The organism is uncultured Imperialibacter sp. (assembly GCF_963974565.1).
Taxonomy (GTDB): domain Bacteria; phylum Bacteroidota; class Bacteroidia; order Cytophagales; family Cyclobacteriaceae; genus Imperialibacter; species Imperialibacter roseus.
In genome coordinates this window covers 358,016-383,087 of the sequence record NZ_CAXBCJ010000002.1, presented here as the reverse complement: position 1 = coordinate 383,087, position 25,072 = coordinate 358,016, and the positions used below count along the sequence as shown (strand labels likewise).

The 25,072-nt window shown below is 46.5% G+C and carries 19 protein-coding genes; 12 read left to right on the top strand and 7 right to left on the bottom strand.

Annotation, left to right across the window (positions count from 1 at the left end; translation table 11 throughout):
- Positions 1-22: 22 nt before the first annotated feature.
- The 5 genes from AAC052_RS04375 to AAC052_RS04355 all read right to left on the bottom strand — a co-directional run bounded on the left by AAC052_RS04375 (position 23) and on the right by AAC052_RS04355 (position 8,264).
- A complete protein-coding gene (locus AAC052_RS04375; RefSeq protein ID WP_339811265.1) occupies positions 23-805 on the bottom strand; it encodes a LytTR family DNA-binding domain-containing protein in 783 nt (260 codons plus the stop codon).
- Positions 802-1,893, bottom strand: coding sequence for a histidine kinase (locus AAC052_RS04370; protein WP_339811264.1), 1,092 nt, complete (start codon positions 1,891-1,893; stop codon positions 802-804). The genes AAC052_RS04375 and AAC052_RS04370 overlap by 4 nt, the downstream gene beginning before the upstream one ends.
- Before the next feature lie 974 nt (positions 1,894-2,867).
- The gene (locus AAC052_RS04365; RefSeq protein ID WP_339811262.1) at positions 2,868-3,770 is read right to left on the bottom strand and encodes a retron St85 family effector protein; all 903 of its coding nucleotides are present in this window, start codon (positions 3,768-3,770) and stop codon (positions 2,868-2,870) included.
- 335 nt (positions 3,771-4,105) lie between these two features.
- Positions 4,106-6,007, bottom strand: coding sequence for a hypothetical protein (locus AAC052_RS04360; protein ID WP_339811261.1), 1,902 nt, complete (start codon positions 6,005-6,007; stop codon positions 4,106-4,108).
- 109 nt (positions 6,008-6,116) lie between these two features.
- A complete protein-coding gene (locus AAC052_RS04355) occupies positions 6,117-8,264 on the bottom strand; it encodes a PQQ-binding-like beta-propeller repeat protein (protein WP_339811258.1) in 2,148 nt (715 codons plus the stop codon).
- 152 nt (positions 8,265-8,416) lie between these two features.
- Between AAC052_RS04355 and AAC052_RS04350 the strand changes: the two genes are divergently transcribed.
- The 3 genes from AAC052_RS04350 to AAC052_RS04340 all read left to right on the top strand — a co-directional run bounded on the left by AAC052_RS04350 (position 8,417) and on the right by AAC052_RS04340 (position 12,185).
- A complete protein-coding gene (locus AAC052_RS04350; RefSeq protein ID WP_339811256.1) occupies positions 8,417-9,244 on the top strand; it encodes an MBL fold metallo-hydrolase in 828 nt (275 codons plus the stop codon).
- A gap of 90 nt (positions 9,245-9,334) precedes the next feature.
- Positions 9,335-11,029, top strand: a complete 1,695-nt coding sequence (locus AAC052_RS04345; protein ID WP_339811254.1) for a GMC family oxidoreductase — start codon at positions 9,335-9,337, stop codon at positions 11,027-11,029.
- 160 nt (positions 11,030-11,189) lie between these two features.
- On the top strand, positions 11,190-12,185 hold the full coding sequence (locus AAC052_RS04340; RefSeq protein ID WP_339811252.1) for a sugar phosphate isomerase/epimerase family protein: 996 nt from the start codon (positions 11,190-11,192) through the stop codon (positions 12,183-12,185).
- Between the two features lie 117 nt (positions 12,186-12,302).
- Here the strand turns inward: AAC052_RS04340 and AAC052_RS04335 are convergent, their stop codons facing one another.
- Positions 12,303-13,082, bottom strand: coding sequence for a hypothetical protein (locus tag AAC052_RS04335; RefSeq protein WP_339811249.1), 780 nt, complete (start codon positions 13,080-13,082; stop codon positions 12,303-12,305).
- Between the two features lie 183 nt (positions 13,083-13,265).
- On the opposite strand from AAC052_RS04335, the gene AAC052_RS04330 reads away from it, so the two are divergent.
- Complete coding sequence (locus tag AAC052_RS04330) at positions 13,266-13,979, top strand: GDSL-type esterase/lipase family protein (protein WP_317491500.1); 714 nt, start codon at positions 13,266-13,268, stop codon at positions 13,977-13,979.
- 74 nt (positions 13,980-14,053) lie between these two features.
- Here AAC052_RS04330 and AAC052_RS04325 read toward each other — a convergent pair whose 3' ends face one another.
- Positions 14,054-15,511 carry an alpha-L-fucosidase gene (locus AAC052_RS04325; protein ID WP_339811247.1) on the bottom strand — a complete coding sequence of 486 codons (1,458 nt, stop codon included), beginning with the start codon at positions 15,509-15,511 and terminating at the stop codon, positions 14,054-14,056.
- 255 nt (positions 15,512-15,766) lie between these two features.
- Here AAC052_RS04325 and AAC052_RS04320 point away from each other — a divergent pair, with 255 nt between their 5' ends.
- From AAC052_RS04320 to AAC052_RS04285, 8 genes are all read left to right on the top strand, one after another.
- Positions 15,767-16,336 carry a hypothetical protein gene (locus tag AAC052_RS04320; protein ID WP_151998633.1) on the top strand — a complete coding sequence of 190 codons (570 nt, stop codon included), beginning with the start codon at positions 15,767-15,769 and terminating at the stop codon, positions 16,334-16,336.
- 173 nt (positions 16,337-16,509) lie between these two features.
- Complete coding sequence (locus AAC052_RS04315) at positions 16,510-17,019, top strand: nucleoid-structuring protein H-NS (RefSeq protein ID WP_317491503.1); 510 nt, start codon at positions 16,510-16,512, stop codon at positions 17,017-17,019.
- Positions 17,020-17,084: 65 nt separating this feature from the next.
- Positions 17,085-17,630 carry a hypothetical protein gene (locus AAC052_RS04310; RefSeq protein WP_151998706.1) on the top strand — a complete coding sequence of 182 codons (546 nt, stop codon included), beginning with the start codon at positions 17,085-17,087 and terminating at the stop codon, positions 17,628-17,630.
- 5 nt (positions 17,631-17,635) lie between these two features.
- Positions 17,636-18,469 (top strand): hypothetical protein, encoded by an 834-nt coding sequence (locus AAC052_RS04305; protein ID WP_339811243.1) that lies wholly within the window; start codon positions 17,636-17,638, stop codon positions 18,467-18,469.
- The gene (locus AAC052_RS04300; RefSeq protein WP_339811240.1) at positions 18,456-20,912 is read left to right on the top strand and encodes a leucine-rich repeat domain-containing protein; all 2,457 of its coding nucleotides are present in this window, start codon (positions 18,456-18,458) and stop codon (positions 20,910-20,912) included. The genes AAC052_RS04305 and AAC052_RS04300 overlap by 14 nt, the downstream gene beginning before the upstream one ends.
- A 46-nt stretch (positions 20,913-20,958) precedes the next feature.
- Complete coding sequence (locus tag AAC052_RS04295; protein ID WP_339811238.1) at positions 20,959-23,253, top strand: transglycosylase domain-containing protein; 2,295 nt, start codon at positions 20,959-20,961, stop codon at positions 23,251-23,253.
- Between the two features lie 29 nt (positions 23,254-23,282).
- The gene (locus AAC052_RS04290; protein ID WP_317491507.1) at positions 23,283-23,912 is read left to right on the top strand and encodes a hypothetical protein; all 630 of its coding nucleotides are present in this window, start codon (positions 23,283-23,285) and stop codon (positions 23,910-23,912) included.
- 242 nt (positions 23,913-24,154) lie between these two features.
- Positions 24,155-25,060, top strand: coding sequence for a hypothetical protein (locus tag AAC052_RS04285; RefSeq protein WP_317491508.1), 906 nt, complete (start codon positions 24,155-24,157; stop codon positions 25,058-25,060).
- Positions 25,061-25,072: the final 12 nt, after the last annotated feature.

Sequence of the window (25,072 nt, the reverse complement as noted above, 5' to 3'; positions counted from 1 at the left end):
GTAGGGGGAATGCAGGAACAGGCTACGCACCCAGCCTTTCCAGCAAGTGTGCCTTGAAGTTTCGGCTCACCTTAAGCTGGGCACCATCTACTAATTCTATTTCATATTCATTGTTCTCCTGCTTGTGCAGCGCCTTAACAGAAGCGTGGTTAACAATGTATGACTTGTGTATTCGTGTAAAGCCACTGTCGGGCAGGCGCTCTTCCATTTTTTTCATGGTTTCCCTTAGCAGGAAGAAGCGATCTGCCACATGGATTTTCACATAGTAGTCAAATGCTTCCACATACCGGATGTCGGCAAGTTCCAGCAAATGAATGCTGCCGTCTGCCTTGATTACTAACCTTTGCTGATCACCATCATTTTGAACAAGTGACGACGTCCCTTTCAAGCTGGCTTTAGTTTGATCTATCAGGTTTTTAACTGCTCCGTTTTCTAATTCCTGGGCCTTTATTTTCGCTTTCGCCCGGTGTAGCGCCTGGTCGAATCTTTCGTCACTGAAGGGTTTCAATAGATAGTCGACCGCATTGACCTCAAATGCCTTCAGCGCAAATTGATCGTGAGCAGTGATGAAAACAACTTGCGGCCAGGGCTTCGGAAGGCTCGCCAATACTTCAAAGCCATTGATACCCGGCATCTGCACATCCAGAAATATCAGGTCGGGTTTCAGGGCCCTGATCTGGTCGATGGCTTCCACGCCATTGACACAGAGTCCGATGAGCTCCACCTCTTCGTAGTCTTCCAGCAGCACGGCCAATCCTCGGCGGGCTGTTTCTTCATCGTCAATCACCAGACACTTAATCTTCATATCGACCGAAAAGGTAAAGTAATTCTGAACGCAATGCCAGCGCCTGTGGTCATGCTTTGGAAGCTAAAGTCGGTACCATAGTGACGCCTTAGTCGGTGTATAATATTTGGCAGGCCTATACCTTCCGATCCGTTAGCGGTATCGAATCGTCGCACTTCTTCAGTAGTATTGAAGACAGTGAGCACAAGGAAGCCATTCTCTTTTGTTCCTGTGATGCTGATCTTTTGCTGCCGCAGGCTATCTTTCACCCCATGTTTGAAGGCATTTTCAACCAGTGGTTGTAAAATCATTTGTGGCACGCTGGCCGGGAGTAAGTCCTCGTTGAAATCTTGTGTTACTTCTACCTGGTTGCCAAACCTCACCTTTTCAATCATCAGGTATTTGTTCAGCAGCTCAATTTCCTCTGAAAGGGGTACTGTTTTTTCACGTTTCCTTGACAACACCGACCGCAGAAGATCATTGAGCGATGCGATCATGGCTACGGCCAGTTTGTTCTCTTTGAGCCTCACCTTCATGGCAATGCTGTTCATAGCATTGAAAAGAAAGTGTGGGTTGAGCTCTGTTCGCAGTACGCTAAGGTCAGACGCAGCCAGCTCTTTTTGAATAGCTTCCGATTTCTGCTTTTCGACGGCTAGTCGCTCTCTGGTTTGTAGGTACAAAAACACGAAGATATAACCCCAATACCAGAGCATGCCATCAACCGCATAGGGCCAGGACTGCCGGATATAGCTCGCAGGCTCGAAAAAATTGTAGTGCTCGGGCAGTTTAAAAAAGCGTTCCAATAAAATGATGACCAACCCTGTTAGGATAAAATGCAGCATCCCAAAGCCTGTGCTTATAGTCAAATGTTGTTTGATGAAAGCCCGCCGCCCATTTGTTTCCAGCGATTTGAAGAAATACAGTGCTAAGGGGCTAAGTATCCAAAGGGAAAGGAAGTAGCCGCCAGGCCAAAAAAGGATATTGTCGGCGATTAACCCAGTAGTCCATGCCTCTCTGGCCCAGACAAAGCCAAAAAGCCCTGACAGCACCAGGGTGTTGTAGGGAGCGAATTGCCTGCTGGAAAATGAGTTAGTGTAAGCCCTTAACATCAATCAGAGAATTTACTTAACGTTATATGCGAGCCAATTATGTCAGTAAACCCAATTGTCACGCTGTCCTCAATATTGTGTTAACTATGGAGCCATATTTAATTACAAGGGTGTTAAAAAAAGTCGGCTCGCAATCTAGAGAGAAAGCCAAATAGCCTTTAAGTCTATTGATTTCATTCTGATCCAGATTGCCCTTTGAGTATCTAAAGACTAGACTCTTGATATACCTCTTTCTACTTCGTCCAAGGGAAATTTTTTGATCAGGTGTAATGATCAAGCCAGTAACCATTCGTCGATTTGCCTTCGACATATAAATGGTTTTCTTCGGATTAATGATTAGGGACGGGGAACTGACACTTTTGAGCAAGTCGTCTAATTGCTTATAAAAGTCCTCGCAGGCGTTTTTTCTATTGCTCGAAAAGATTATATCGTCAGCATATCTCGTATACACTGACGAGCTGTCGATTTTCTTTGCCATTGAATTAATTAATCCATCCAATTCATACATGACAATGTTGCTTATAATTGGCGAGGCTGGTGACCCTATGGCCAATCCAGCAGAAATGTAACTATTCGGGAAAAAGACTTTAGTTATAATGTTCTCCTCTTCTATCGAAAAGTTGCATTTATTCTTGGTGAATACGATAAATAAGTCCGTGGGCTTAATTGAAGGAAAAAAGTCTTGTAAATCGACTCGGATTGAAAACTTAAAATTCTTATGAGCCTCTGCATTAATCAGTAAAGGTGATTGTAGACCTTTTCGGTATGCCTTTGCACATGGATGAATTTTGAAACGATTTAAATATAAGGTAACGAATGCGTATTGAATCGATTTTAGCTGCGAAGAGGGTTGAAATATTGTTCTTAAGCCACCTGATTTTTTCTTAATACTATATCTCTTATAAGAATTAGGAGCCTTACTAAGTATATCTTCAATTGCGTCTGTTGGGACGCTTAAAGTATTAGATAGTTCATCAACCAGTGGCATTTTTCGTCAACATTTTCAACCTTGAAAGATTGTGTTTCGCAAAATGGTTTATCGTGTTAGATCTCATTCGAAGCATATTCTCCTGCCCGTAAGAATAGAAGTAGAACTCCCTATTTGGAGCACTAAAATAGTGGCCATCAAAGCTTCTTATAAAGCTCAAACTTTCTAAAAGACTTATGTCGAAGTCAGCTTTATAGTGAACCGTCTGACTATAAATTTCATTTATCACTAAGGTAACTTCTTCCTTTGTAATCGGCCCAAAAAGCGTAACTATATCCGAGATGAACTGAAGCCGATACTTCTTGTTCTTGGTAAATAATTCAAAGGTTTTGAAATTTATACTCTTTGCATTCTTTCTCAAATTACCCTTCAAGTTATTCTCTATGATATCGATATAATTCAAAATCCTCTTGAAATTTGCGTAAATGACTGGTTTGAATTTAGACTTCCTCTCTATCTTTTTCAATGGCCCTAAATTGATAAATGAATCTTCTCCTACAAACTCCAGCTTGTTAACTGCTAAAATTTTTTTGACTAATTCATCATTATGAGAGAATGCTCCCAGCTCTGCAAATGTGCCAGGGCTTTCGAGAAGGATTAATATACAATCAGAATAAGTAGCGAGTTCTCCTTCAAGAGACATGAGATCATGCTGATCATTTTTAAATGAAGAGAAGAAATCTTCCGCTTGGAAGAATTGGAACTCATGAAGGTATTTTTTGGCGTACGTTAGAACACTGCTCCTTGCGGTTATTTCATTGTTTTGGTTCTTCGCTCCGAAAATGAATACGATTTGACTTTCTGATTTGTACTTAAGCTTGCTAGACAAGATAATTTTCTTGAACAGACTTAGTGCTTTTGGGCTTATGGTTGGCTTCACATTTCCCATAACGGGTATTGAGAACTACTTCTAAGGAAGGCAAAATAAATAATTTTCCGACGTGAGGAGGGAAATTGTTTGTTTTGCCAGTAAATGGAAAAAAACTCTAAATGTTTGGCTTTGCACCCAACAATCATTCTAATTAAAATAAAACTTAAAATGAAGACTAGTTCTCAATACCCACAGATAATTTACTGTTGAATTAGACACAATATAGAAAGAAAAAGCGTGGTTTCCCTAGTGTGGAGATGTGCAGCTAATGCGAAAGTAGATTAATGTATTTGGGAATATGGTTTTGCGTATTGTGCGAAGTCTTAGTTTCTACAAATGAGAATCTCCAACTGCTAATTCCTCGGCCCATAAACCGGCATAGCCACTCCCGTCTCTAAAGCCCCCAAATCGGGGGCCTTGCCCGCAAACCCATCTGTGATGTTGGGAATGGCTACACCTGCATCTATCGCCTTACTGCCTTTTCTCAGGGAAAAGTCAACCCCTTCCACTGCGTAGATATGCCCTCTTTTGTCAGGTACAGTTACATTTTCGAAGACATCGAAATCCAGTTCTACGCCATGAGTCTCAAAGCCCGTGAGTTTGCTCAATTCTTTTAAGGTAGTAGCTTCCACCCAGGTAAGTTCTTTCTCATCTGCCTGGTTTTGAGCATTGTTGGTAGGGTAACGGAGTCGGTATGGTTTTTCGGAATTGCTTTTTTTCCGGTAGCCATTAAAGTCCATTGTGGAGTAGGTGGTGAGGGTTGTAGCACTTAGCGCCTGACGACTGTCGGAAGGCCCCATAAAAATATTGTTGCGGAAGTGGCCATTGGAAAATACGCTGATGGCCGCCTCGGTAATGAACGTGTTGTTGTAGGTGTAAATACCAGCCGGGCGGATCATGTACTTCAGCGCCGTGCCCGGGGTGTTATAGCAAATATTGCGGATAAAGTACACAGGGCCACCAAACATGGGCTGAGCACTCAGAGAGGCGTGGTAGGAATTAAAGCCCCGGTTTTCAAATACCCGGATATTGTGCACGCCGCCATCAGCTTCAATAAAGTCGTCGGCCATGTTGAAGATATCGTTTCTGTAAAAGTCGATCGACGCACACTTGGGCTTGCCTTCTTCTGGCAGTCCATGCGTATCAACGCTGACACCATCGTGGAAAAACGAAATGCTGTTGTGGCACACCACGTGCCCCTGACCATAAACCTTGATGGCCACGTAGGAGGTAAGCGGGGCAGGTTTTTCGAAGCCATACCAGCCGATAAGTGTGTCGGGCTCATGACGGCCAATGAGGGTGTTGTCAGCGATATAAAAATCTTTGGAATCGGCACTGTGCGTCATCACAGCCATGCCAATGTCTTCCATTTTACAGTGCGTCACGGTCAGTCCGCTGGCACCCATCACTCTTTTTAGTCCGGCATAAAACGCCACCTCTGTATTCCTGATAGTCAGTCCTTCGAAGTAATGGTAGTCGGCGGCCATTACATCGAAAAGCCTGTAGGCCCCATCTCCATCGAAAATAACCTCACCGTCGCCAGCTGCCTTAATGGTGATAGGTTTTTCCGGTGTGCCTTTTTGTGTCAGCACGTAAGCGCCGTGAAAATCAAGTGCCAGCTCATGCGCATATTTTCTTCTATCTCCTTTGTAAAGACCAGCGTGAACCAAAATAACATCTCCCGGCTGCACCCTTGGCTCTGGTACCATCCACCAATCGCCCTGGTTGCCTTCGCCATAGTAGGCAGCATTCAAACCAGTAAACGCTGGGCTTTCCTTTGGGCCGTCGTAGCCCATGGGGTAGACATGGTAGGTTTGCCCACCAACATAGGGCTGTGGCTCTTTCCTGGTTGTGAAGGTGACCAATTTCTCAGAAATGCCTTCCACACCATCAGGGTCGGTCAAACTGAACCGTCCCTCGTAGCTGGTGCCTGGCTCCAGATTAAAAATGCTTCCAGCAAACATATCGGGCACGGTATACACCCACCGCTGGTCGTGACCATACACCTTTTCATCACCTATTCTCAGCAACGGATGTCCTTGTTTCCATTGCGTGTCTCCTTTTTTTCGGTATTCCACAGATACCGTGGCGTTTCGGTTGTCGTCACCAAAAATTTTCCATTCGAAGCCAGCGCACAACAGGGTAGGAGGTTCGACGATAAACTCGTCTGCCATGGTTTTGTCAGCTACCGAGGAAGGCTGCCAATTGATAAAAAGGAAAGAGGTAAGGAGCGCAGTTAGGGTGATTGTCTTCATAAGAAAAAGGTACGGGTATAGATGCCGAAAGGAAACCGAAATAGGAGGAACCACCTCTAATCAGTGTTTGCCGGTGTTGCCTCAAAAGCCTTTGGTGCTCCTGCTTCTTTCAGGGCAATGCGAAAACGACCAGCCAACCGCCCGGCTTGTCTCTGTTGCCGGTGACGGCAATTGCTAAATACTGCTTGCCATTTGCCTCGTATATCGCCGGACTGGCGTACCCATTACCGGGCAAGTCTGCCGTCCATATTTCGTCACCTGTTTCTTTGTCAAACGCTCGGATCTTCTTGTCACCGGTAGCTGCTATAAACACCAGCCCTCCGGCCGTTACCACCGGCCCGCCGTAATTCTCGATACCAGTTGGTGGATCGCCTGGCTGCTGAATTTCGGGAATATTGCCCAGCGGCACCCGCCAGGCATACTCTCCTGTATTCAGGTTGATGGCGTTCAATGTACCCCAGGGTGGCTTGATGGCTGGACGTCCTTCCGGGTCTCTAAAATACCCATAAGCCGTCAGATTGAGGTAAACCATGCTGGTGTCAGACTCGTTCTGGGATTTTTGAGAAATCTTGTCCCTGTTGATCTCCAGCAGGTAAGAAAGGATTTCTTCCTCATTGCCTGTCGCCACCTGCCCAAAGGCTGGCATTTTTCCCTTACCGTTTTTAATCCTGTTAAGGATATCGTTTTTGCTTAGCCGCTTCCCCACGTCGGTAAGGGATGGAATAGAGGGATCGGTTGCCTGTTTGTTAATACCGTGACAAGAGGCGCAGTAAGTGTTGTAAAAAGAACGTCCCACATTGTACATGCTTTGATCTCTCGGGCTTTTCCAGGCTACGCCCCGGCTTACTTTGGCAATTTCGGGCGACTCATTGGCATTGAGGTAGAGCAGGCCTGTTTCCTGATCCCAGGCGGCACCACCCCATTCCGAACCGCCACGGCTGCCCGGTGTCAACAATGTGCCACTTGTGTCTGGTGGCGTGTAAATTCCTTCATACCGGAAGCTGCGGAAGGCATCTAGTACCTTCTGCTGTGAGTCGGGGGAAAAATCAGCCAGGTACTGTTCTGTCAGGTATTGCCCTGCATAAGGTGCGGGCATTGTAGGGAATGGCTGCGTGGGCCAGGTTTCCTCTCCGGGGATATTGCTGGTGGGCACGGGCCGTTCTTCTACAGGAAAAATAGGCTCGCCGGTTTGCCTGTCAAGAACAAATAGAAGCCCGGTTTTTGTTGTTTGAGCAACTGCGTCAATTTGCTTGCTGTCTTTTGTTACGGTGATCAGGTTGGGAGGGGCTGGTAGATCATAGTCCCACAGGTCGTGGTGGGTGGTTTGAAAGTGCCAGATGAGCTTACCGGTGCCAGCATCCAAAGCCACAAGGCTATTGCCAAACAGGTTCATCCCCTTCCGATCCGACCCATAATAGTCGTAGGTGGGCGAGCCCAGCGGCACATAAACAATGCCTCTCTTTTCGTCGAGACTCATACCGCCCCAATTGTTAGCACCGCCTACCTTCTTCCAGGCGTCCGGCGGCCACGTATCGTACCCAACTTCTCCCGGCCAGGGAATCGTGTGGAAAGTCCATTCCAGCTTCCCCGTGCGCACGTCGTACGCCCGGATGTAACCCGGAGCGGCGCCATAGGATTCGGAAACTTCCGAGCCAAGGATGATCAGGTCTTGGAAAATCGTGCCGGGTGAAGTGGGCACTACCCAGGCTTCCTCTCCGGAGAAGTTCTCAATATTCAGATTTACTTTTCCGTTGTCACCGAAATCAGGAATTTGCTTTCCAGTCGTTGCGTCCAAAGCGAAAAGGTGGTTTCCGGCAGTGAATAGTATTCTTTTGTCATCCTGCCCTTCCCAGTATGTCACGCCTCTTTTGATAGCACCCCCTTTTCCATCAAAAGGATCGAATGACCAGATGATTTTGCCCGAAGCCGATTCAAGCGCATACACCACATGTCTCGCCGATGTGAGGTACATAACCCCATCAATAATGATTGGATTGCACTCGTACTTGACGGCCCTTGCGCCATCCGGGGCGTCATTGGGTTCGAAAATCCATGCAACTTCAAGGGTAGCTACATTTTGCCTGTTGATTTGATCAAGCGATGAAAAGCTGCTGCTGGCTGCATCCGATTTGTAAACCGGCCAGTTCTTATTTTCTATTTTTTCGGACTGGCAGCCGAAAAGGAAAACCAGAATAATGAAGACGAATGGAGCCCGCATTGAAGCTGGAGGCTGACCTGTCCATGTAAGGAGACTCATGTAGTTTGCTAATGTAGGTGTCGGTAAAATGGAAGGTAGAGAGAAATCATGAATTATTGAAGGCAAAATTGATGAGGCCATCGACCCGCTCTTCAATTTTCGCATGATAGTTTAGAGATCATTGCCTAGATTAGAGGGTTGCCAATCTAATTATGAAAAAGACATTTTCCTTTTTTCTATTGCTGAGCTTTGCTGTTTCTGCCTTTGCTCAAAACAGTCGGATGATAGCCGATATCAAATCCCACACCGATGGCATGGCCGTGTGGTGGGCGGGCCACAATAGCTGGATCATTAAGTCCGGAGGGCTCGTGTTGACCACCGACTTGTGGTTGGAAAATGGCAGTCGCATGGCACCGGCACCGATTACACCGGAGGAGATGGCCTCAGTGATAGATATTTCCTTTGTCACCCATGCTCACGGTGATCATTTTAACGAATACACATCTAAGGTTTTGCTCGAACAATCGAACTGTATTTTTGTGATGCCCGAAAGCTGCCTCGCTGTTGCCAAAAAGCTGGGTATTCCTGACCAGCGAATAGTAGTAGCCAAGCCTAGGGAGCCTTTTGAAGTAAAAGGAATAAAGGTTGAACCTATCCGGGCTATTCATGGCAATGCAAATTTTGCTATCTATTATGAAGCCAACCTGCAGGACTGTGGGTATGTACTCAATATCAATGGGAAAAGGTTTTTGCAGCCTGGCGATAGCTACCTCCTCGAAGACCATTTGTTCGCCAAAGACATTGACGTCCTTTTCTTTTCGCCAACGGAGCACAATATGTATATCGATCGCTCCACCATCCTCATCAACACGCTGCAGCCCGATTATATCTTTCCCCAGCACCATAGCACGGTGAAAGTCAGCGAGGAGAACCGTTTTTGGGCCAAAGGCTACCCCGAAGAAGTGAAAATATGGATTGACGATGAGCTTAAAAATCGGTATCATGTTTTTGAGATTGGGGAAAAGAAGCTGATCAGGTGAGAATTGGAGGTTGTGTTTGCCGCTGTCCAGTGACTCGGGAGGCGGATGTCGAGGCTCTCTGGTCTCATGAATACTTAACTAAAAGATGCGATGAGTAAACAACAGAATGAGTATGATGCCATCGTGATCGGCTCAGGCATCAGCGGTGGATGGGCTGCCAAAGAGCTTTGCGAGAAAGGAGCTAAGACCCTGGTACTGGAAAGAGGGCGGCCGGTCAAGCACATTGAAGACTACCCCACAGCCATGAAAGACCCCTGGGACTTCGATTACCGGGGTAGACTCCCGGCGGGAGACGAGGAGAAAAATCCTGTGGTTAATAGGTGCTATGCCTATGAAGATGCCACAAAGCAATTTTTTGTAAAGGATGAAGAACACCCCTATGTGCAGGAAAAACCGTTCGATTGGATCCGGGGCTACCAGGAAGGTGGAAAATCGCTGATATGGGCACGGCAAGTGCAGCGGTGGAGCGATTTTGAATTTGAGGGTCCCTTGAAGGAAGGATATGCGGTAGATTGGCCCATCCGCTACAAAGATCTAGCCCCCTGGTATTCTCATGTCGAAAAGTTTACAGGCATCAGTGGCAACAGAGACGGCATCCCGCATTTTCCCGACAGCGAAGTGCAGCCAGCTTTTGAATTTAACTGCGTAGAAGAGGAGATAAAGAAAAAAATCACCGAGAAGTACGCTGATAGGCCGGTGATTATGGGGCGGTGTGCCCACCTCACCGAGCCACAAGACATCCATAAGGAGCAGGGCAGAGGCCAGTGCCAGGCCCGCCATCTCTGCTATCGTGGCTGCCCGTTTGGTGGCTATTTCAGCTCCAATTCCGCTACCTTACCCTGGGCAGCCAAAACCGGGAATCTTACCATGCGAACACACGCCGTTGTCGAATCGATCATTTATGACGATAAACCAGGCAAAGTAACGGGCGTGAGAGTGATTGACGCCAACACGAAGGAGGTGACGGAATATTTCGCCAAAGTGATTTTTGTCAACGCCGCATGCCTCAATACCAACCTTATTTTGCTCAACTCAAAATCCAATCGTTTTCCCAACGGCCTTGGCAATGACAATGGATTATTAGGAAGGTATGTCGCTTTTCACAACTACAGGGGCAATATTTCAGCGCAATACGATGGCTTTGAAGATGGTTACTACTATGGCCGCCGACCAACCAGCATTTTTATGCCGTCGTTCCGAAACACGCTCGAAAGGTTTCCGGCCTTCAAAGGACGATACGTTACCGCCTTCAGCGCCGGGCGATCAGGTTGGAACAGAGGAGAAGCAGAGGTCGGGGCAGCGCTCAAAGAGAAGCTGCAAAAGCCCGGTATCTGGAATGTTTTTATGATGCTGCAGGGCGAGACGATTCCCAAGTACGACAATCATGTAAGGCTGAGCGACACTGATAAGGATGCATGGGGCATACCTCAGCTGGTCACTTCGATCGATTACGATGAGAACGACGAAAAAATGCTGCAGGACTTTCTTGAGCAAGGCAAAGAAATGCTCGAAGCAGCAGGATGCGTCAACATCAATGCCTACGATACCAAACAAGCCCCCGGATTAGATATTCATGAGATGGGTGGTGTGCGTATGGGTAGTGACCCTAAGACTTCTTTGTTGAACAAGCATAATCAGCTACACTTAGCCAGAAATGTGTACGTAACAGATGGGGCGGCCATGACATCCACAGGTTCTCAAAATCCATCGCTCACTTTCATGGCGCTGGCGGCAAGGGCAGCTAACCATGCTATTGAAGAAATGAAAGCAGGTAAGCTGAAATAGTGAGCCGTCATTGTCATTGTGTTAAAAAGACACGCAAACGTTTTGACATCCGCAGCTCATTGTCTAGCTTAGATTGACTCCGACTGGAGGCCCGTTATGATCGGTGTTCCCGGAAAAGGGACGCTGATGAATTAAACGCTATTAATTCCTCTTATATACTATGAACACCCGAAGAGATTTTCTTAAAAAGACCGGAGCAGGGGCTGCCGGTTTGGGCCTCGCTGCCACCTTGCCATTCGACCTTTTCGCAGAGGCACCAGCTAAAAAGCTGTTCTTCGATATCTCCCTGGCGCAGTTCTCCCTGGCGGGCTCTTTCTTTAGCCAGAAGCTAACCAATATGGAGTTTCCCGCCCTCGCAAAAAATACCTACGGCATCTCCAATATCGAATATGTGTCTACTTTTTGGAACGGGAAGGGCGGCGACAAGGAGTATGTGAAAGAATTAAAAGCCCGCACCGACGACCTTGGCGTGCGCAATGTGCTCATCATGGTAGATTCGGAAGGTGAACTAGGCCATCCTGATGCCGCTACCCGAAAGCAAGCCGTTGAAAATCATTACAAATGGGTGGAAGCTGCCAAAGAGCTTGGCTGCCATGCGATCAGGGTGAACCTGGACGGGCCAGGCACCGATGAGGAAATTGCCAAAGCGGGTGTGGATGGCTACGGCAGTTTGGTCGAATTCGGCCAGCAGGCGGGCATCAATGTCATCATTGAAAACCATTTTGGTCCCTCGACCGATGCCAAATGGCTGGTGGAGGTAATGAAGCAGGTAAACAACCCTTATGCAGGGCTACTGCCTGACTTCGGTAACTTCGTTCGCAGGGAACGCATGGAAGAAATGACCATTGAAGCTTTCAAAAACGCCAAAGTCATTGCCACATTTGACAAGTACGAAAGTGTGAAAGCCATGATGCCCTACGCCAAAGGCGTAAGTGCCAAAACGCATGGATTTGATGCCAAGGGTAACGATACAGAAACGGACTTTGTTAAAATGCTCACCATCATCAAAGATTCCGGTTTCAAAGGCTATATGGGCATTGAAGCAGAGGGAGCCGTTATGAAAATGTTTGGCGTAGAAGGAAACTACCCGACGGAAGAGGACGGCATCAAGCTAACGAAGGCATTGCTGGAGAAAGTGGGAGGGAAGGTGTCGTGATGCGCACAACTGGTTCAAGCGTCCGCTTGGATCCTATGTAGCAATGGTGGTGCCACTAGGTGCTTCATATGGAACTGTTTACCAGCTCGCCGGTGCCAGGTTCTTGACAATTCTTTCTCAATAATCGCTCACCCTCGCCTTTCTAAAATCAAACACAAAGTTGTAGCCCTCTACAGGCACCACCACCCGATAGTACCGGTAGTAACCATTTTTGGGAAAATACACCTTGCCTCTCAATGCTGATGTGTCGGGTAAGGCCATTGGCTGCATGATTTCCTGATCAAGGTAGTGTAGGTCTTCTCTTGTATAGTAGTTTCTTTCTTGCGAAGAGCGGATGACTGCATCCGTTGTCATCAGTGTGGTGGCCGTGAGGACATCCCTGGTTTGCGATTTGTTCCAGTCCTTTTGGGTATAAAACTCTTTCTTTGAATCTCTCAAGTCGCTTGCAACATCAGCCACCATCATGCCTACTGAGAGGACACCGAAGATGATGGCCAATGTTTGCTGCTGCTTGATCTGTGTTTCATAATGGTCTTCCACCACGTTCTTGGTCAGCGATTTCCTCAGATAACCGGGCACCTGGCTGTAGGGGAATGATACCTGATGGACATTGTCGGCCTCACCGGTAAGCTCAGGAAAAGGGCTGCTCCCTGCGTAATAATGAAACAGCTTAGGGTCAACTTTGAGCGGCAGGCCACTCTTGTTGACTATTTCAAGGTCAAAGACGACCAATCTATTTTCCGTTTCTACATGCTCCAGCACCGCTGTGATGCTGTCGGCTTCCAGCACCATATAGTATGGATCCTGGTAAGCTTTGGAAAAATTGATGGGTACAAGGCGCTGACCAAAGGCAGTTGAGCCAACCAGCAGCAATAGGAGGGTAGTAGAAGTCTTCATGGCGCAGGGTTTTGGAATAATGAAGCAAGTATTGTGCCTTTTTTTGCTCCGAAGACTTTTGGGATCAGGTGAGGTGATGCCACCAGCTAAGGCTGTGGGCACGACATATTTGTCCTTTACTTTTGAAGTCCCCTTAACTAGTTTTAGCACTAACTATTGCGTACCCTCGTCTAAAAGATCTCCATGAAAAAACACCTCCTTCCGTCTATTCTGCTTTTATCTCTGTTTGCCCCCTCTTTACCCGCCACGGCGCAGCAAAGTGTCACCCACCAGAATGTGTTCGACACCATTCCGTTTATCATGGAGCATCACAAGCGGAGGCTGGAGAAGTTTTCAAAAGAACCCATGAGCACTGGCAAAATACTCTTCCTCGGCAACAGCATTACTGAAGGCGGCCCCTGGGGCGAGCTGCTTGGTGACCCCACTGTCGTTAACCGCGGTATCGGCGGCGACTTCAGCTACGGCATCCTCAACAGACTAGACGAGATCATTCAGCGCAAGCCATCGAAGCTGTTTCTGCTGATCGGCGTCAATGATATTGGTAACGATATTCCCAATGCCGTCATCGCTGACAATGTCAGGAAGATTGTTGAACGCCTGAAAGCTGAAACTCCTGCTACGGAAATCTATATCCAAAGCATTCTGCCGGTCAACCCTGAGTACCCGAGGTTTCCGCAGCACTACGACAAACAGTACCATGTGTTGATGACCAACCAGCTGCTTTACAAAGTGGCGCTGGATACCAAAGTGACCTACGTTAACTTATTTCCGCTGTTCCTTGACGACCGCCAGCGATTAGCGGCGGATCTCACCAAAGACGGCCTGCACCTCAATCGCCAGGGGTATGATATTTGGGTAAGGCATTTGAGGGAGATGGGGTATTTACCTCACCCCTAGAAGTCCTTCGGATTTCTTCCCCTCTCCAGACAGGAGAGGAGAAAGCAATGCTTAGCATTGTAAGGGGTGAGGTATCAATAAACCTCCACCTCAGCCAGCACCGGACAAGCCTTGCTTTCTGTTATACTCACCCGAATAGCCTCAGCTTCCACCGGTGCAGCTAGCTTCAATATCCTCTTGTAGCCGATAGTGCTGCCTTGCGCCACTTGCTTCCATGTCCCATCCACATTCGCTTCCACGGTAAATGCTTTTACTCTTTGTCCCAGCTTGATGAATTCTTTCAAAGTCACATAACTAACGGTTGGGGTGCCTGGCAAAGTAATCTCCACACTGCCGGTGGTCACCTCATCGTCGGTTGCCCAGTAGGTGTCAGCTTTTCCGTCGGTCAGGTTACTGGCTCCGTACATCTCAGCTTCTCCTCTCACCGTTGACGCTGAAGCTTTGGCATTTAATGCCAGATTAGTACTAAAGGCCTCTTCGAGGAGCTTCTTCCAACCTTGCAGAGCAGCCACATCATTTTCATGAACCAGTCCCCGGCGATCAGGTGGGATATTGAGCAACAAATTGGAGCCTCGGCCAACCGAGGTCATGTAAATCTCAAACAGCTTTTCAGGTGTTTTCACCAGGCTGTCCTCTTTGGCATGGTAAAACCAGCCCGGCCGGATGCTGACGTCTACTTCGGCTGGAATCCATTGTTGCCCTTCAGCGTGGCCCGTATTCAACAAGTCGGTAATGCCAGCTTGCCCAGCGTATAAAGTATCGTTGCTGATGGTGTTCCAGTTGGTTTCTCCTGCGAGCCCTCTTTCGTTGCCCACCCAGCGGATGTTTGGGCCGGCATCGCTAAAGAACAGCACCTTTGGCTCCATCTTTCTCACCATTTCAATCGTAGTTGGCCAATCGTAGTAGGTTCTTCCATCAATCCGGCGCTTTTCGTTGGCTCCACCGTAGTATCCATCGCCGCCATTGGCTCCGTCAAACCACATTTCAAAGATGGGCCCGTAGTTGGTGAAGATTTCTTGCAGTTGATTCCTGTAGTAAGTAACATAGTCTGGTCGTCCATATTCAGGATGATTCCTGTCCCACGGAGAGAGATAGATGCCAAATAGCAGCCCTTCCTTTCTGCATGCTTCTGAAAGTTCTTTCACTAAATCCCCATTACCATTTTTATAAGGACTATTTTTGATGGAATGTTCAGTATAGATACTGGGCCAAAGACAAAAGCCGTCATGATGCTTGGCAGTTAAAATAACTGCCTTTAGCCCCGCATCTTTGATCACTTTTACCCATTGGCTAACATCCAGCCCCGTTGGGTTAAATATGCTTTCCGGCTCATCGCCGAATCCCCATTCCTTGTCAGTAAAAGTATTCGTTGTAAAGTGAATAAAGGCATATTGCTCCAGTTCATGCCACTTAAGCTGCTCTTCGCTAGGCACAGGAAAAACAGGCATCGGCGGCACAACTGGTTTGGTTTCGCAGGCAGCCAAAATGATGACGAAGAAGACTGAGGTTTTGAGAAAGGATATACGGATCATAAGTCAGATTGTTGAATGTCGAAATATAGGCACTTATGCATTAACAGCCGGAGGGTTTTCGGCAATTCTGTGCAGCCAATGTTTGAACCAGCGGGACGATAGTATTGGAATCAATACCCTCTTGGCGCAACAATTTGCCGCCGGAGCCGTTAATAATTGTATTAATACACTAAAAATTATAATTTTTTGTAGTTTTCACAATTACCTAAGATTGTGTAGTGCAACAAGTTTAACCATCAATTAAACCAGCAAATCATGAATTCTACCAAATTAGTTTTTGGATTAATTATCATTCTTTTCGCCAGCTGCAAAAGCAATAGCTACTATGGTGCCATTACTTACAACGAGGATAAGTTTACAGGTACCAAAGAAGAAATGGCCAACTACCTGGTTGAAGTGCAGAACAAAACCCAGTTTATCAAAAATGCCTCAGTATTCGCCGGAAAGGATTCCAAGTTGAGAACCACCTATCTGGCAGCCAACGACGTGGCCTCCCTTATGGGCGATGTGTTGTTCGACCTGAGTATTGTGTCGACCAAGTCGGGGATGAAACTACCCAGGGCCCTGGACAGTGATGCCGATCGTGACTATCAGTTTATCGAAAAGCAGGCGGGAACGGACAAGTTTGACCTCTACTACATCAACGAATCACTCAGGTACCTGACCGACCTTGAGAAAATGATGAAAGCCTATGCTTCTGGCGGAAAAGAGGAGCAGGGCAGGTCGTTCAGCAGCAAGCATTTGACTGAGGTGAACACCTCCATTACAAAGCTTGAAAAGGCCCGTGACGAAGTCAACGCCAATGCACCAGCCACAAGTAAATAACCTTTAAGGTTTCTCCGAGAAATATTCTTTTCTCAGAAGGCGTTTATGTGAAATCATGGCAAACATTTTGTGTATGATGATTTCATTAACCCTCTTAATAGAAAATGAAAATCAATTGGTATGACTTGTTGTTATGCCGTAACTTTTGAGCAAAATTAAACAACTGACAAATCATGTTACAACACGTAAACAGGTGGATGAAAACAGGTACCCTAAATGGCCTACTTGTGTTATTAATTGTATTGGGAGCCTCTTCCTGCAAAAGCAAGAAGAAAATGAGGGAAGTATCCAATAAAGAGCCTATGGAAAAGGTGGAGAAGGATTTTTCTTATGACAATGCGAACAAAGAAATGGAAAACGATGCCAACAAGGCAAAGACTGCCCCTCCGGCTACGCTATCATCTAAATTATCTGGATACTTCGCCGCTATTTCTTCTGCGCCAACGGTCGCTTCGGCCAACAGCAGTATCAACGAAGCGCTGATGTTGTTTGCATCTCCCGGCGTCCCTATTTTTATCATCATTTATGAGTCGCCTTCAGGAGAGGTCGATTATGATGAGCCTACCACAGCGGAGAAATACCTCAACTATTTGAAAGACCAAAAAAAGAACCTGAACAATATCCGGGACATGAAAACCAATGCCTCAGGAAAGATTACAGAACTTGAGTTGATAAAAAGGTAGAGGTACGATAACCATCCAAAAAAGAAATAACCATGCATAAGATATTCAAATATACGTTCTCAGTAATGCTTGTTGCGATGATGGGCACAGCCATGGCCCAAACCGCCGACATCAGCCCCCGCAGAAAGCAGGCGATTGATTCACTGGCACTTGAAAAAGTGAAAGACCTGAGCAAGTACATCAGCATTATTGGTGACAAAAAAACAGCCTATTCAGAGGCCGTAAGGGTAATGGACAGGGCTGAAGAGCTATTTGCCCCTGACAGCGAAATGGGCGTGTCTTCGCTTAGCTCCACCGACATCAATTACTACAAAGTAAGAAAGTACTTCGAACGCTTGATGGCACTCAACTACGACAAGGTGTCCATTAAATGGTACGATATTCACTATATTAGTGACCTGGAGCGACAGCCTGACGGTCGATATGTGGGTGTAATCACGATCTACCAGCGCTTTGAGGGTACTTCGGACGATGGGATGACCTACAAGGATACCACCAAAAAGGACATCACCATTTACGTAGAAAGAAAGAAAACCCAAATATCCGGTCGCACCATAGAGTTTTGGGATGTGATGCTTGGCGATATCCGGGTAACCGAAACTTCTGCATGATAAGGATGAAGCGGCTGTTTTATGCGCTTCTTCTTTCGTTCTCCATTTTGTCGGCCGGGCAGGTCAGCGCTCAGGTGATTGAAGAAATGGGGGACGAAAGTAAGCTGTATGCCTCTACGAAGCTGGTGAATCAGTTTTTCCGCCGCTTTAATGGCGAGGAAGACGAGAAAGGGGAGCGGTACTACGAAGGCAACAAAAACTTCCATGACCCGGCCATCCGAAGGAGGTACATTGGGATTCTTTTCGACAATCAAAATACGATGATTCCGGCCTCCCTGAAAAAGGAGTTTGCCCAGGAGATGACTGATAAGTCCGGGCAGAAGTTTCTCGATTTTCACTCAGGCAATTGGATGGCTGAGGTGAATGCCCTCTTTACCTATCAGGGGAAAGAACAGCCGGTCACGCTGTTTATGAAGCTCCAACCTCAGCGCCTGGGTTACGAATGGGTAATTGAAGAAGTCTACTTTGAGCCCTTCAAAAAATACTTCCACAAAGACACCACGGCTACAAAGAAGTTTCTGCACCCGATGAGCCATGAGCTTGACTTTATGAACTTGCGCAAGGCTTTCCAGGAAAGTGAAAACCCAGAGTCATATACACCAGATGAATTTGCACCGAGCTATCTCACGCTTTTTCTTTACGAGATGAAAAGAGGAACTTTGAAGTTCAAAACGGTCAGAGAGGTGAAGTTTCATTTCTTTCAGCTCAACAACTGGTATTTTGAGGTGTCTCAATTCAATCGGTCAGGTTATAACTCAGGCTGGCTGATTTCCAATATTGTAAAAACCTCTGAGGAGAATAAAAAAGCGATCAAGAACTATTTGTATGGGAAGAACTAGCCTTCGGTATGCCATTGTATTTTTATTAGTTGGGGCGTTCTCTATTACCGGAGTTTTTTCTCAAGCTGTCAATCTCAACGAAGACGACCTCAAAATTTACGAGCAAAAGAGCAAAGACCTGGTGTCTTTTCTACAGTTTATGCTCAACACTGTCGGCGATCAGAAAACTTCCGCCAGAGACAAGGAGGTAATCATTTCTGAAAGTTACCTGAAGGTGTTCAGGGATGGAAAAGTACAAATTGAAGATGATCTGCTCACAGACAGGCAGGTAGTCATCAACAAAGACGTGCAGGCCTACTTCAAAGACGTTGACTTCTTTTTCAAGCATGTTTCCCTCGAATTTGAGATACTGAAAGTAGAGCCACTCAAAAGAGACAATGGTCAATGGTACTTCAAGGTAGAGACCAATCGATTGATAAAAGGAACAGGGATTGAAGGCGATGCTGTGTCCAATAGCCGAAAGAGGTTTATTGAGATCAATTTGGACGTCCAGAAGGACGACTTGAAAATCGCCAGCATTTACACCACCAAAATAAGCCGTGAAAAGGCGCTGAGAGCCTGGTGGAATACACTTTCATTTGAGTGGATGGCGCTGCTACAGCAAACAGCAGGCATCATACCTGCCGACAGCGTAAGCAATGCCCAGTTGGAGATGATAGCAAGAATTGACAGTCTCGATATTTCAGACAACCGATACCTGGCAGATGTCAATCCGCTTGAAATGCTGCCTGGCCTGGTGTACCTGAAAATGAGCAACACCCGGATCACAGACCTTAGTCCGGTGAGGAGCTTGTCGAATCTTCAGCACCTTGACATTTCAAATACTAAGGTGGAGGACATCACCTTTTTGAAGTACTCAGAAAAACTAAACATGCTGGATGCTTCTTTGACGCCAGTATATGACTTAAGCGAGCTGGCCGGTCTGTCCGACCTGCGTGTTTTGCTGCTGAAAGGGATTCCCACAGCTGACTTTAGCATCATTGGCTTGCTTAGCGAGCTCCGCTGGCTTGATGTTTCTCAAACAAGTCTGGCTACCGCCGAGCCCATCATTAAACTTACCAGGTTGGAAGAACTGAATATTTCTTCTACCGCCATTACCTCGCTTGAAGGAATGGAAAAACTAAACAAACTGAGTGTGCTGCAGGCCAACGGTACATTTATTTCAGACCTCAGTCCGCTATCTGGTTTGGGTGGCCTCAGAGACCTAATGGTCAACGACTGCCCCGTTTCATCCCTGGATGCGCTTTTGGGGATAGCTTCTCTGGAAAAGGTCTATTGCGACAATACCTCTGTCTCGGACAAGCAGGCCGACGACTTCATGAGTAAAAAGAAAAAGGCGCTGATAGTGATGAACAGCCGACAGCTGGATGCCTGGTGGACAGGGCTAACCGGCGAGTGGCGCCTTGCACTGATGTCGTTGATGCAAGTGCCGAAAGGACAAAAGCCTACCAAGGAGAAGCTGGTAAAGCTGGTCAACATGGATTCATTGGTGCTGGTAAACAAGATGCTGTCCAACCTGCTGCCATTGGAGCGATTCAAAAAGCTTACCTACCTCGACATTAGTAAAAACCCGGTAGAGGAGCTTATTTCACTCTCGAGGTTGGGCGACATCAAAGTGCTGAAGGCCAATGATACGCCGATAGAAAACATTGCAGGGCTAAAAGGTATTGTTACCCTTGAAAAGATTGAGTTGATCAACACCAAAGTGTACGATTTGGAGGTGTTGCAAGGCTTGCCTCGCCTTCAATACCTAAACCTGGACGACACCTTTGTTTCCAGGGGTTCGGTGGTCAACTTCATACGTACACACCCTGAGGCGGTGGTGATTTTTCAAACTAAAGAAATAATGGCCTGGTGGGAGGCCTTATCAGTAGATTGGCAAACGGTGTTCCGGCAAAATCAAAAGTTGAGCCCAAGCCCCACAAGCATGGAGTTGCACCGATTGATTGCGCAAACAAGTATTGACGCCGCAGGGTCGTCTGTTAAATCGCTGGCGCCTTTGTATGCCTTCCTGGACATAAAGGCACTTAATTTAAGCAGTATTGGTCTGTCATCCCTCACGGAGCTATCGAGGCTCGACAACCTTGAAGCACTAAATGTCTCCAAAAACCCTGTTTCCAGTCTTCTGCCTATTCAGGGCCTTATTCATCTGACAAAATTAGACGTGAGCAATACCGCTGTTGCGGACCTGCGGGAAATAGAATATTTCAGGGAGCTGGAGTCGCTCAATTGCGCTGGTACCCAACTGAAAAACCTTAAGGGCATTGAAAGGTTTGGCAGACTGAAAGAAATTGATTTTTCTAATACGAAAGTGGGGCGGTTAGATCGTTTAGTAGACATAAAGGGTTTGCAATCCCTTACCTGCTTTAATACGAAGGTGTCGGCAAGGGAAATTGAGGACTTCAAGTCTCTGCAGCCAGATTGTAAGGTAACCTTTTATTGAATCAACTTCGGAACTGGCTTCCGTTGTTAACCTGTTTTATTTAGCTATGGGATCTATTCGAACGAGGAAGCTGGTTTACGGCTTGCTCACCTTGTCATTTATATTGTTTGCATCTCCATTCTTTGTCTGGTGGGGAGTGAAGGCGGGACTGTTCGGAGCTATTCCTGACTCGACGGAAATTCAGAGCATAAGAAACAACCAGGCGTCTGAAATCTATTTCTCCAACGGCGACCTTCTTGGCAAATACTACCTTTACGATAGAACATCGGTTGATTACAACTACCTTCCAACTCACGTGGTCAATGCGCTGATTGCTACAGAGGATGCCCGGTTTTTCGAACACCATGGCATTGACTACAAAAGTCTTTTGCGGGTGTTTTTCAAAACCATCGTTTTGCAGGACAACAGTGCGGGTGGCGGCAGTACCATTACCCAACAGCTAGCCAAAAACCTTTTTCCACGGCAGGATTTCGGACTTCTGAGCATCCCGGTTAACAAATTCAGGGAAATGGCCATTGCCGAACAACTGGAGGAAATCTATAGCAAGAATGAAATCATAGCGCTGTACCTCAACACTGTTCCTTTCGGCGATCATGTATTTGGTGTGGAAAGTGCTTCGAGGCGGTTCTACAATGCGTCGGTGAATGACTTAACGATAGACCAGGCTGCTGTGCTGATTGGCATGTTGAAAGGCAACTACGCTTACAACCCCCGGGTGTTTCCTGAGAGATCGCTGAGCAGAAGGAATGTGGTCTTATCGCAGATGAATAAGTACGGCTATCTGACCGAATTGGAGCTTCATGCCTACCATGATTTGCCGATACAGCTGGACTATACCAAAATGACCCTGCATGAAGGGCCTGCACCGTATTTCAGAGAGCAGATGCGGATGCAATTGCTGGAATGGTGCAAAAGTCATTTCAAAGCCGACGGATCACCCTACAATTTGTATACCGATGGCCTGAAAATATACACCACGCTGGATGCCGGTATGCAGCAAGCAGCGGAGCTTGCTATGCAAAAGCATATGGCAGCGCTGCAAACCGCTTTCGAAAAAGAGTGGGGGAGTAACGCTCCATGGCTAAAGAACAAAGAGCTGATAGAGCATGCAGTTAAGCAAACGCCGGTTTATCTGTCTCTCCGGAAAAAGGGACTGACAGAAAAGGAGATTGCCGACTCATTACATAAGGAAAGGATGATGGAGCTTTTTGAATGGGCTGGAAATCAAGAGGTAAAGGCAAGTGTGTACGACAGCGTGCAGCATTACCTCAAATTTTTACAGGCCGGTTTCGTGGCGATGGATCCGAAAACCGGGGCTGTGAGGGCCTGGGTTGGTGGTATTAACCATCAGTACTTTGAATATGACCATGTAAACGTTAACACTAAAAGGCAAGTGGGGTCTACATTCAAGCCCTTCGTTTTTGCCAGCGCTCTCGAGAAGGGAGTGAAACCATGCGACTACTATTCTTCGAAGCAAATTACTTACGAAAACATGGAGAACTGGGCTCCCGAAAATGCCGAAGCGGAGACCCATAACTTCTATACCATGAAAGGGGCTTTGACGCACTCCGTCAATACCGTGTCGGTGAAAGTGTTGGAAGAAACAGGTATAGCCTCGACGGTAAAGTTGGCCAGGAACCTTAATATCTCGAGCACATTGCCGGAAGTGCCCTCACTGGCACTTGGCACAGCAGACATTTCGACAATAGAGCTGGCCGGGGCTTATGCAGCTTTCCTCAATCATGGGATACCTGTTGCACCTCAAATGTTGCTAAGAGTGGAGGATGGCGAAGGGAATGTATTGGAAGAGTTTGTTGCCGACGAGCAGCAAGCGGCCATGAGCGAAAACACCAGCAAAATTATGCTCGACATGATGCAGGCAGTGATAAACGACGGAACTGGCAAGCGACTTCATTCCAGGTACAACCTCCCCAACGCTTTGGCAGGCAAAACCGGCACTACTCAGTCAAACCGGGACGGGTGGTTCGTGGGAATGCTGCCAAATTTGGTTACTGTTACCTGGGTTGGCGCAAATAATCCTAAAATTTACTTTAAAAGTACTATATTAGGGCAGGGAGCATCATCAGCTTTACCTATATTTGCATTCTTCCTGGAAAAACTCAACAACGACAGTCATTACAATGTCATTACTCGAGAGAGATTTGCCGCTCTTTCGGATGATTTGTTATATTTAGTTGACTGCGAGCCGTATAAAGAGAAGGAAGGTTTTATCAAAGGCCTGCTTACCAGAAAGGAACAGGAAGTAAGGGACTTTGGAGAGGAGAAAAAGAAAGGCTTTTTATCGAAAATTAAGAGCATTTTTAAGAAGAAGGAAAATTAGTAACCAGTGTTTATTTTAAAAGATTAGCTATGAAAGGAATGATTTTACCGGAGATCAGGAGGGGTGGGGTGCTTGTCCTTTTGATCGGCCTGAATGCCGGGATGGCATTTGGCAAACAAAGTGACGAAAATAGAACGCTGCATGCCAAGTACAAAGAAATGGTGGAGGATGCGGAGACCTATGAAAAATATAAAGTAATCGCCACTCAACAGCTCAACAGCTTCTGGGGAGAAGTGGAAGATAGTTTGGTTAGTTATCGAGAGGAAATAGCGGATGTTAAAATTGCCATAGCGAATATCAACAAGACACTGGAAGCGGCCAACGATAGCTTGGCCGTAGTCAATGAGCAGCTTCAGGCAAGCGAGGAAGTTAATGGTGAGATAAGTTTTCTTGGGATGTCTCTTAATAAGACCTTCTATAATACTGTAGTTTGGGGAATTGTAGGCGGCCTGCTAGTGCTGCTGGGCATCATGTATGTTTCATTCAAAAACAGTCATTCGATCACAAACAGAGCTAAGAGAGACCTGGCCCTGGTCACTGATGAATTAGAAGAACTTCGTCAAAGATCAAATGAAAAGCAGGTAAAACTGAAACGTGAGCTGCAAACGGCTGTCAATCAACTGGAAGAAGTCCGCAGAAAGGCCCCGGCTGGCAGGTAGTTCTTTACTGCGTTATATGTGGGTGGGACTACTCTGGTCAATCCGCCCACTTAGTTAGTTTCTAGTACCCAAGAATCCTTTTGCGTTGTTCAAACGCACGACGGGCATCCTTCGCCCGATCTACCCGTAACAAGGCCTAATTTTACTTAGTAAAATACAATAAATTATATAATTTATCGTATTTTAAGTATTATACTCAAAACGGGTACATCGATAAGTTTTTTACCATAAACCAATTAGCTATGAAAAATTACAGATTGATATTGTTTGTGGCCGTGCCGATAATTTTGGCTGGCTGTAATAAGGAAAAGGTGGAGAATTTGACGACTGAGAATGTAACGCTTAAGGGCGAGAATGACAAGCTGGAAGAGAGGCTCAATAGCTACCTTGAGACTTTCAATGAGATTGAAAGTAACCTGGCGGAGATAAAGGAGCGTGAAGAGAAAATAGGGCTTGCCACGTCCAAAGAAGTGGAAAATTCGTCCTCAGCTGAGAAGGCTATTGTAGCCGACATAAAAGCAATTAATGCGCTTTTGGCGGCCAACAAGACCCGAATTGCTGAATTGCAGCAAAACCTGCAGGGCTCATCCGTTAAGATGAAAGAGTTTAATAAGTTGGTGAACAACCTTCAGGCCAGGGTAGAAGAAAAAAACGTGGAGGTGAACGAGTTGAAGGTTACGTTGGTGGCTTTGAATACATCGAATAAAGAGCTCCTGGACAATGTGGCAGTACTCTCCATGAAAGTGGACACCCTTAATGGGGTTAAACTGGAAAATGAGACCATAATAAGTGAGCAAAATGACTTACTGGCTACTCAGCAGGAGCAGCTAAACACTGGCTATGTAGCAACAGGCACCTATAAGAAGCTGAAGGAGGAGCAGGTCGTTACCAAAGAAGGGGGAATTCTAGGATTGGGTAAGGTAGAGAAGCTAAACGCTGATTTTAACAATGATTCATTTGAACGCATCGACATCACCGCAACAAGTGAAATACTACTTGCTGGGAAAAAAGTGGACATTGTCACAAATCACCCTGGCGACTCTTACAAAGTAAGAGAAGACGAGACTGGTGACTTTTCTACGCTGGTAATAACCAATCCCGAAGAATTTTGGAAATCTTCAAAGTACCTGGTGGCGGTGGTTAATTGACCCGGTCATCGG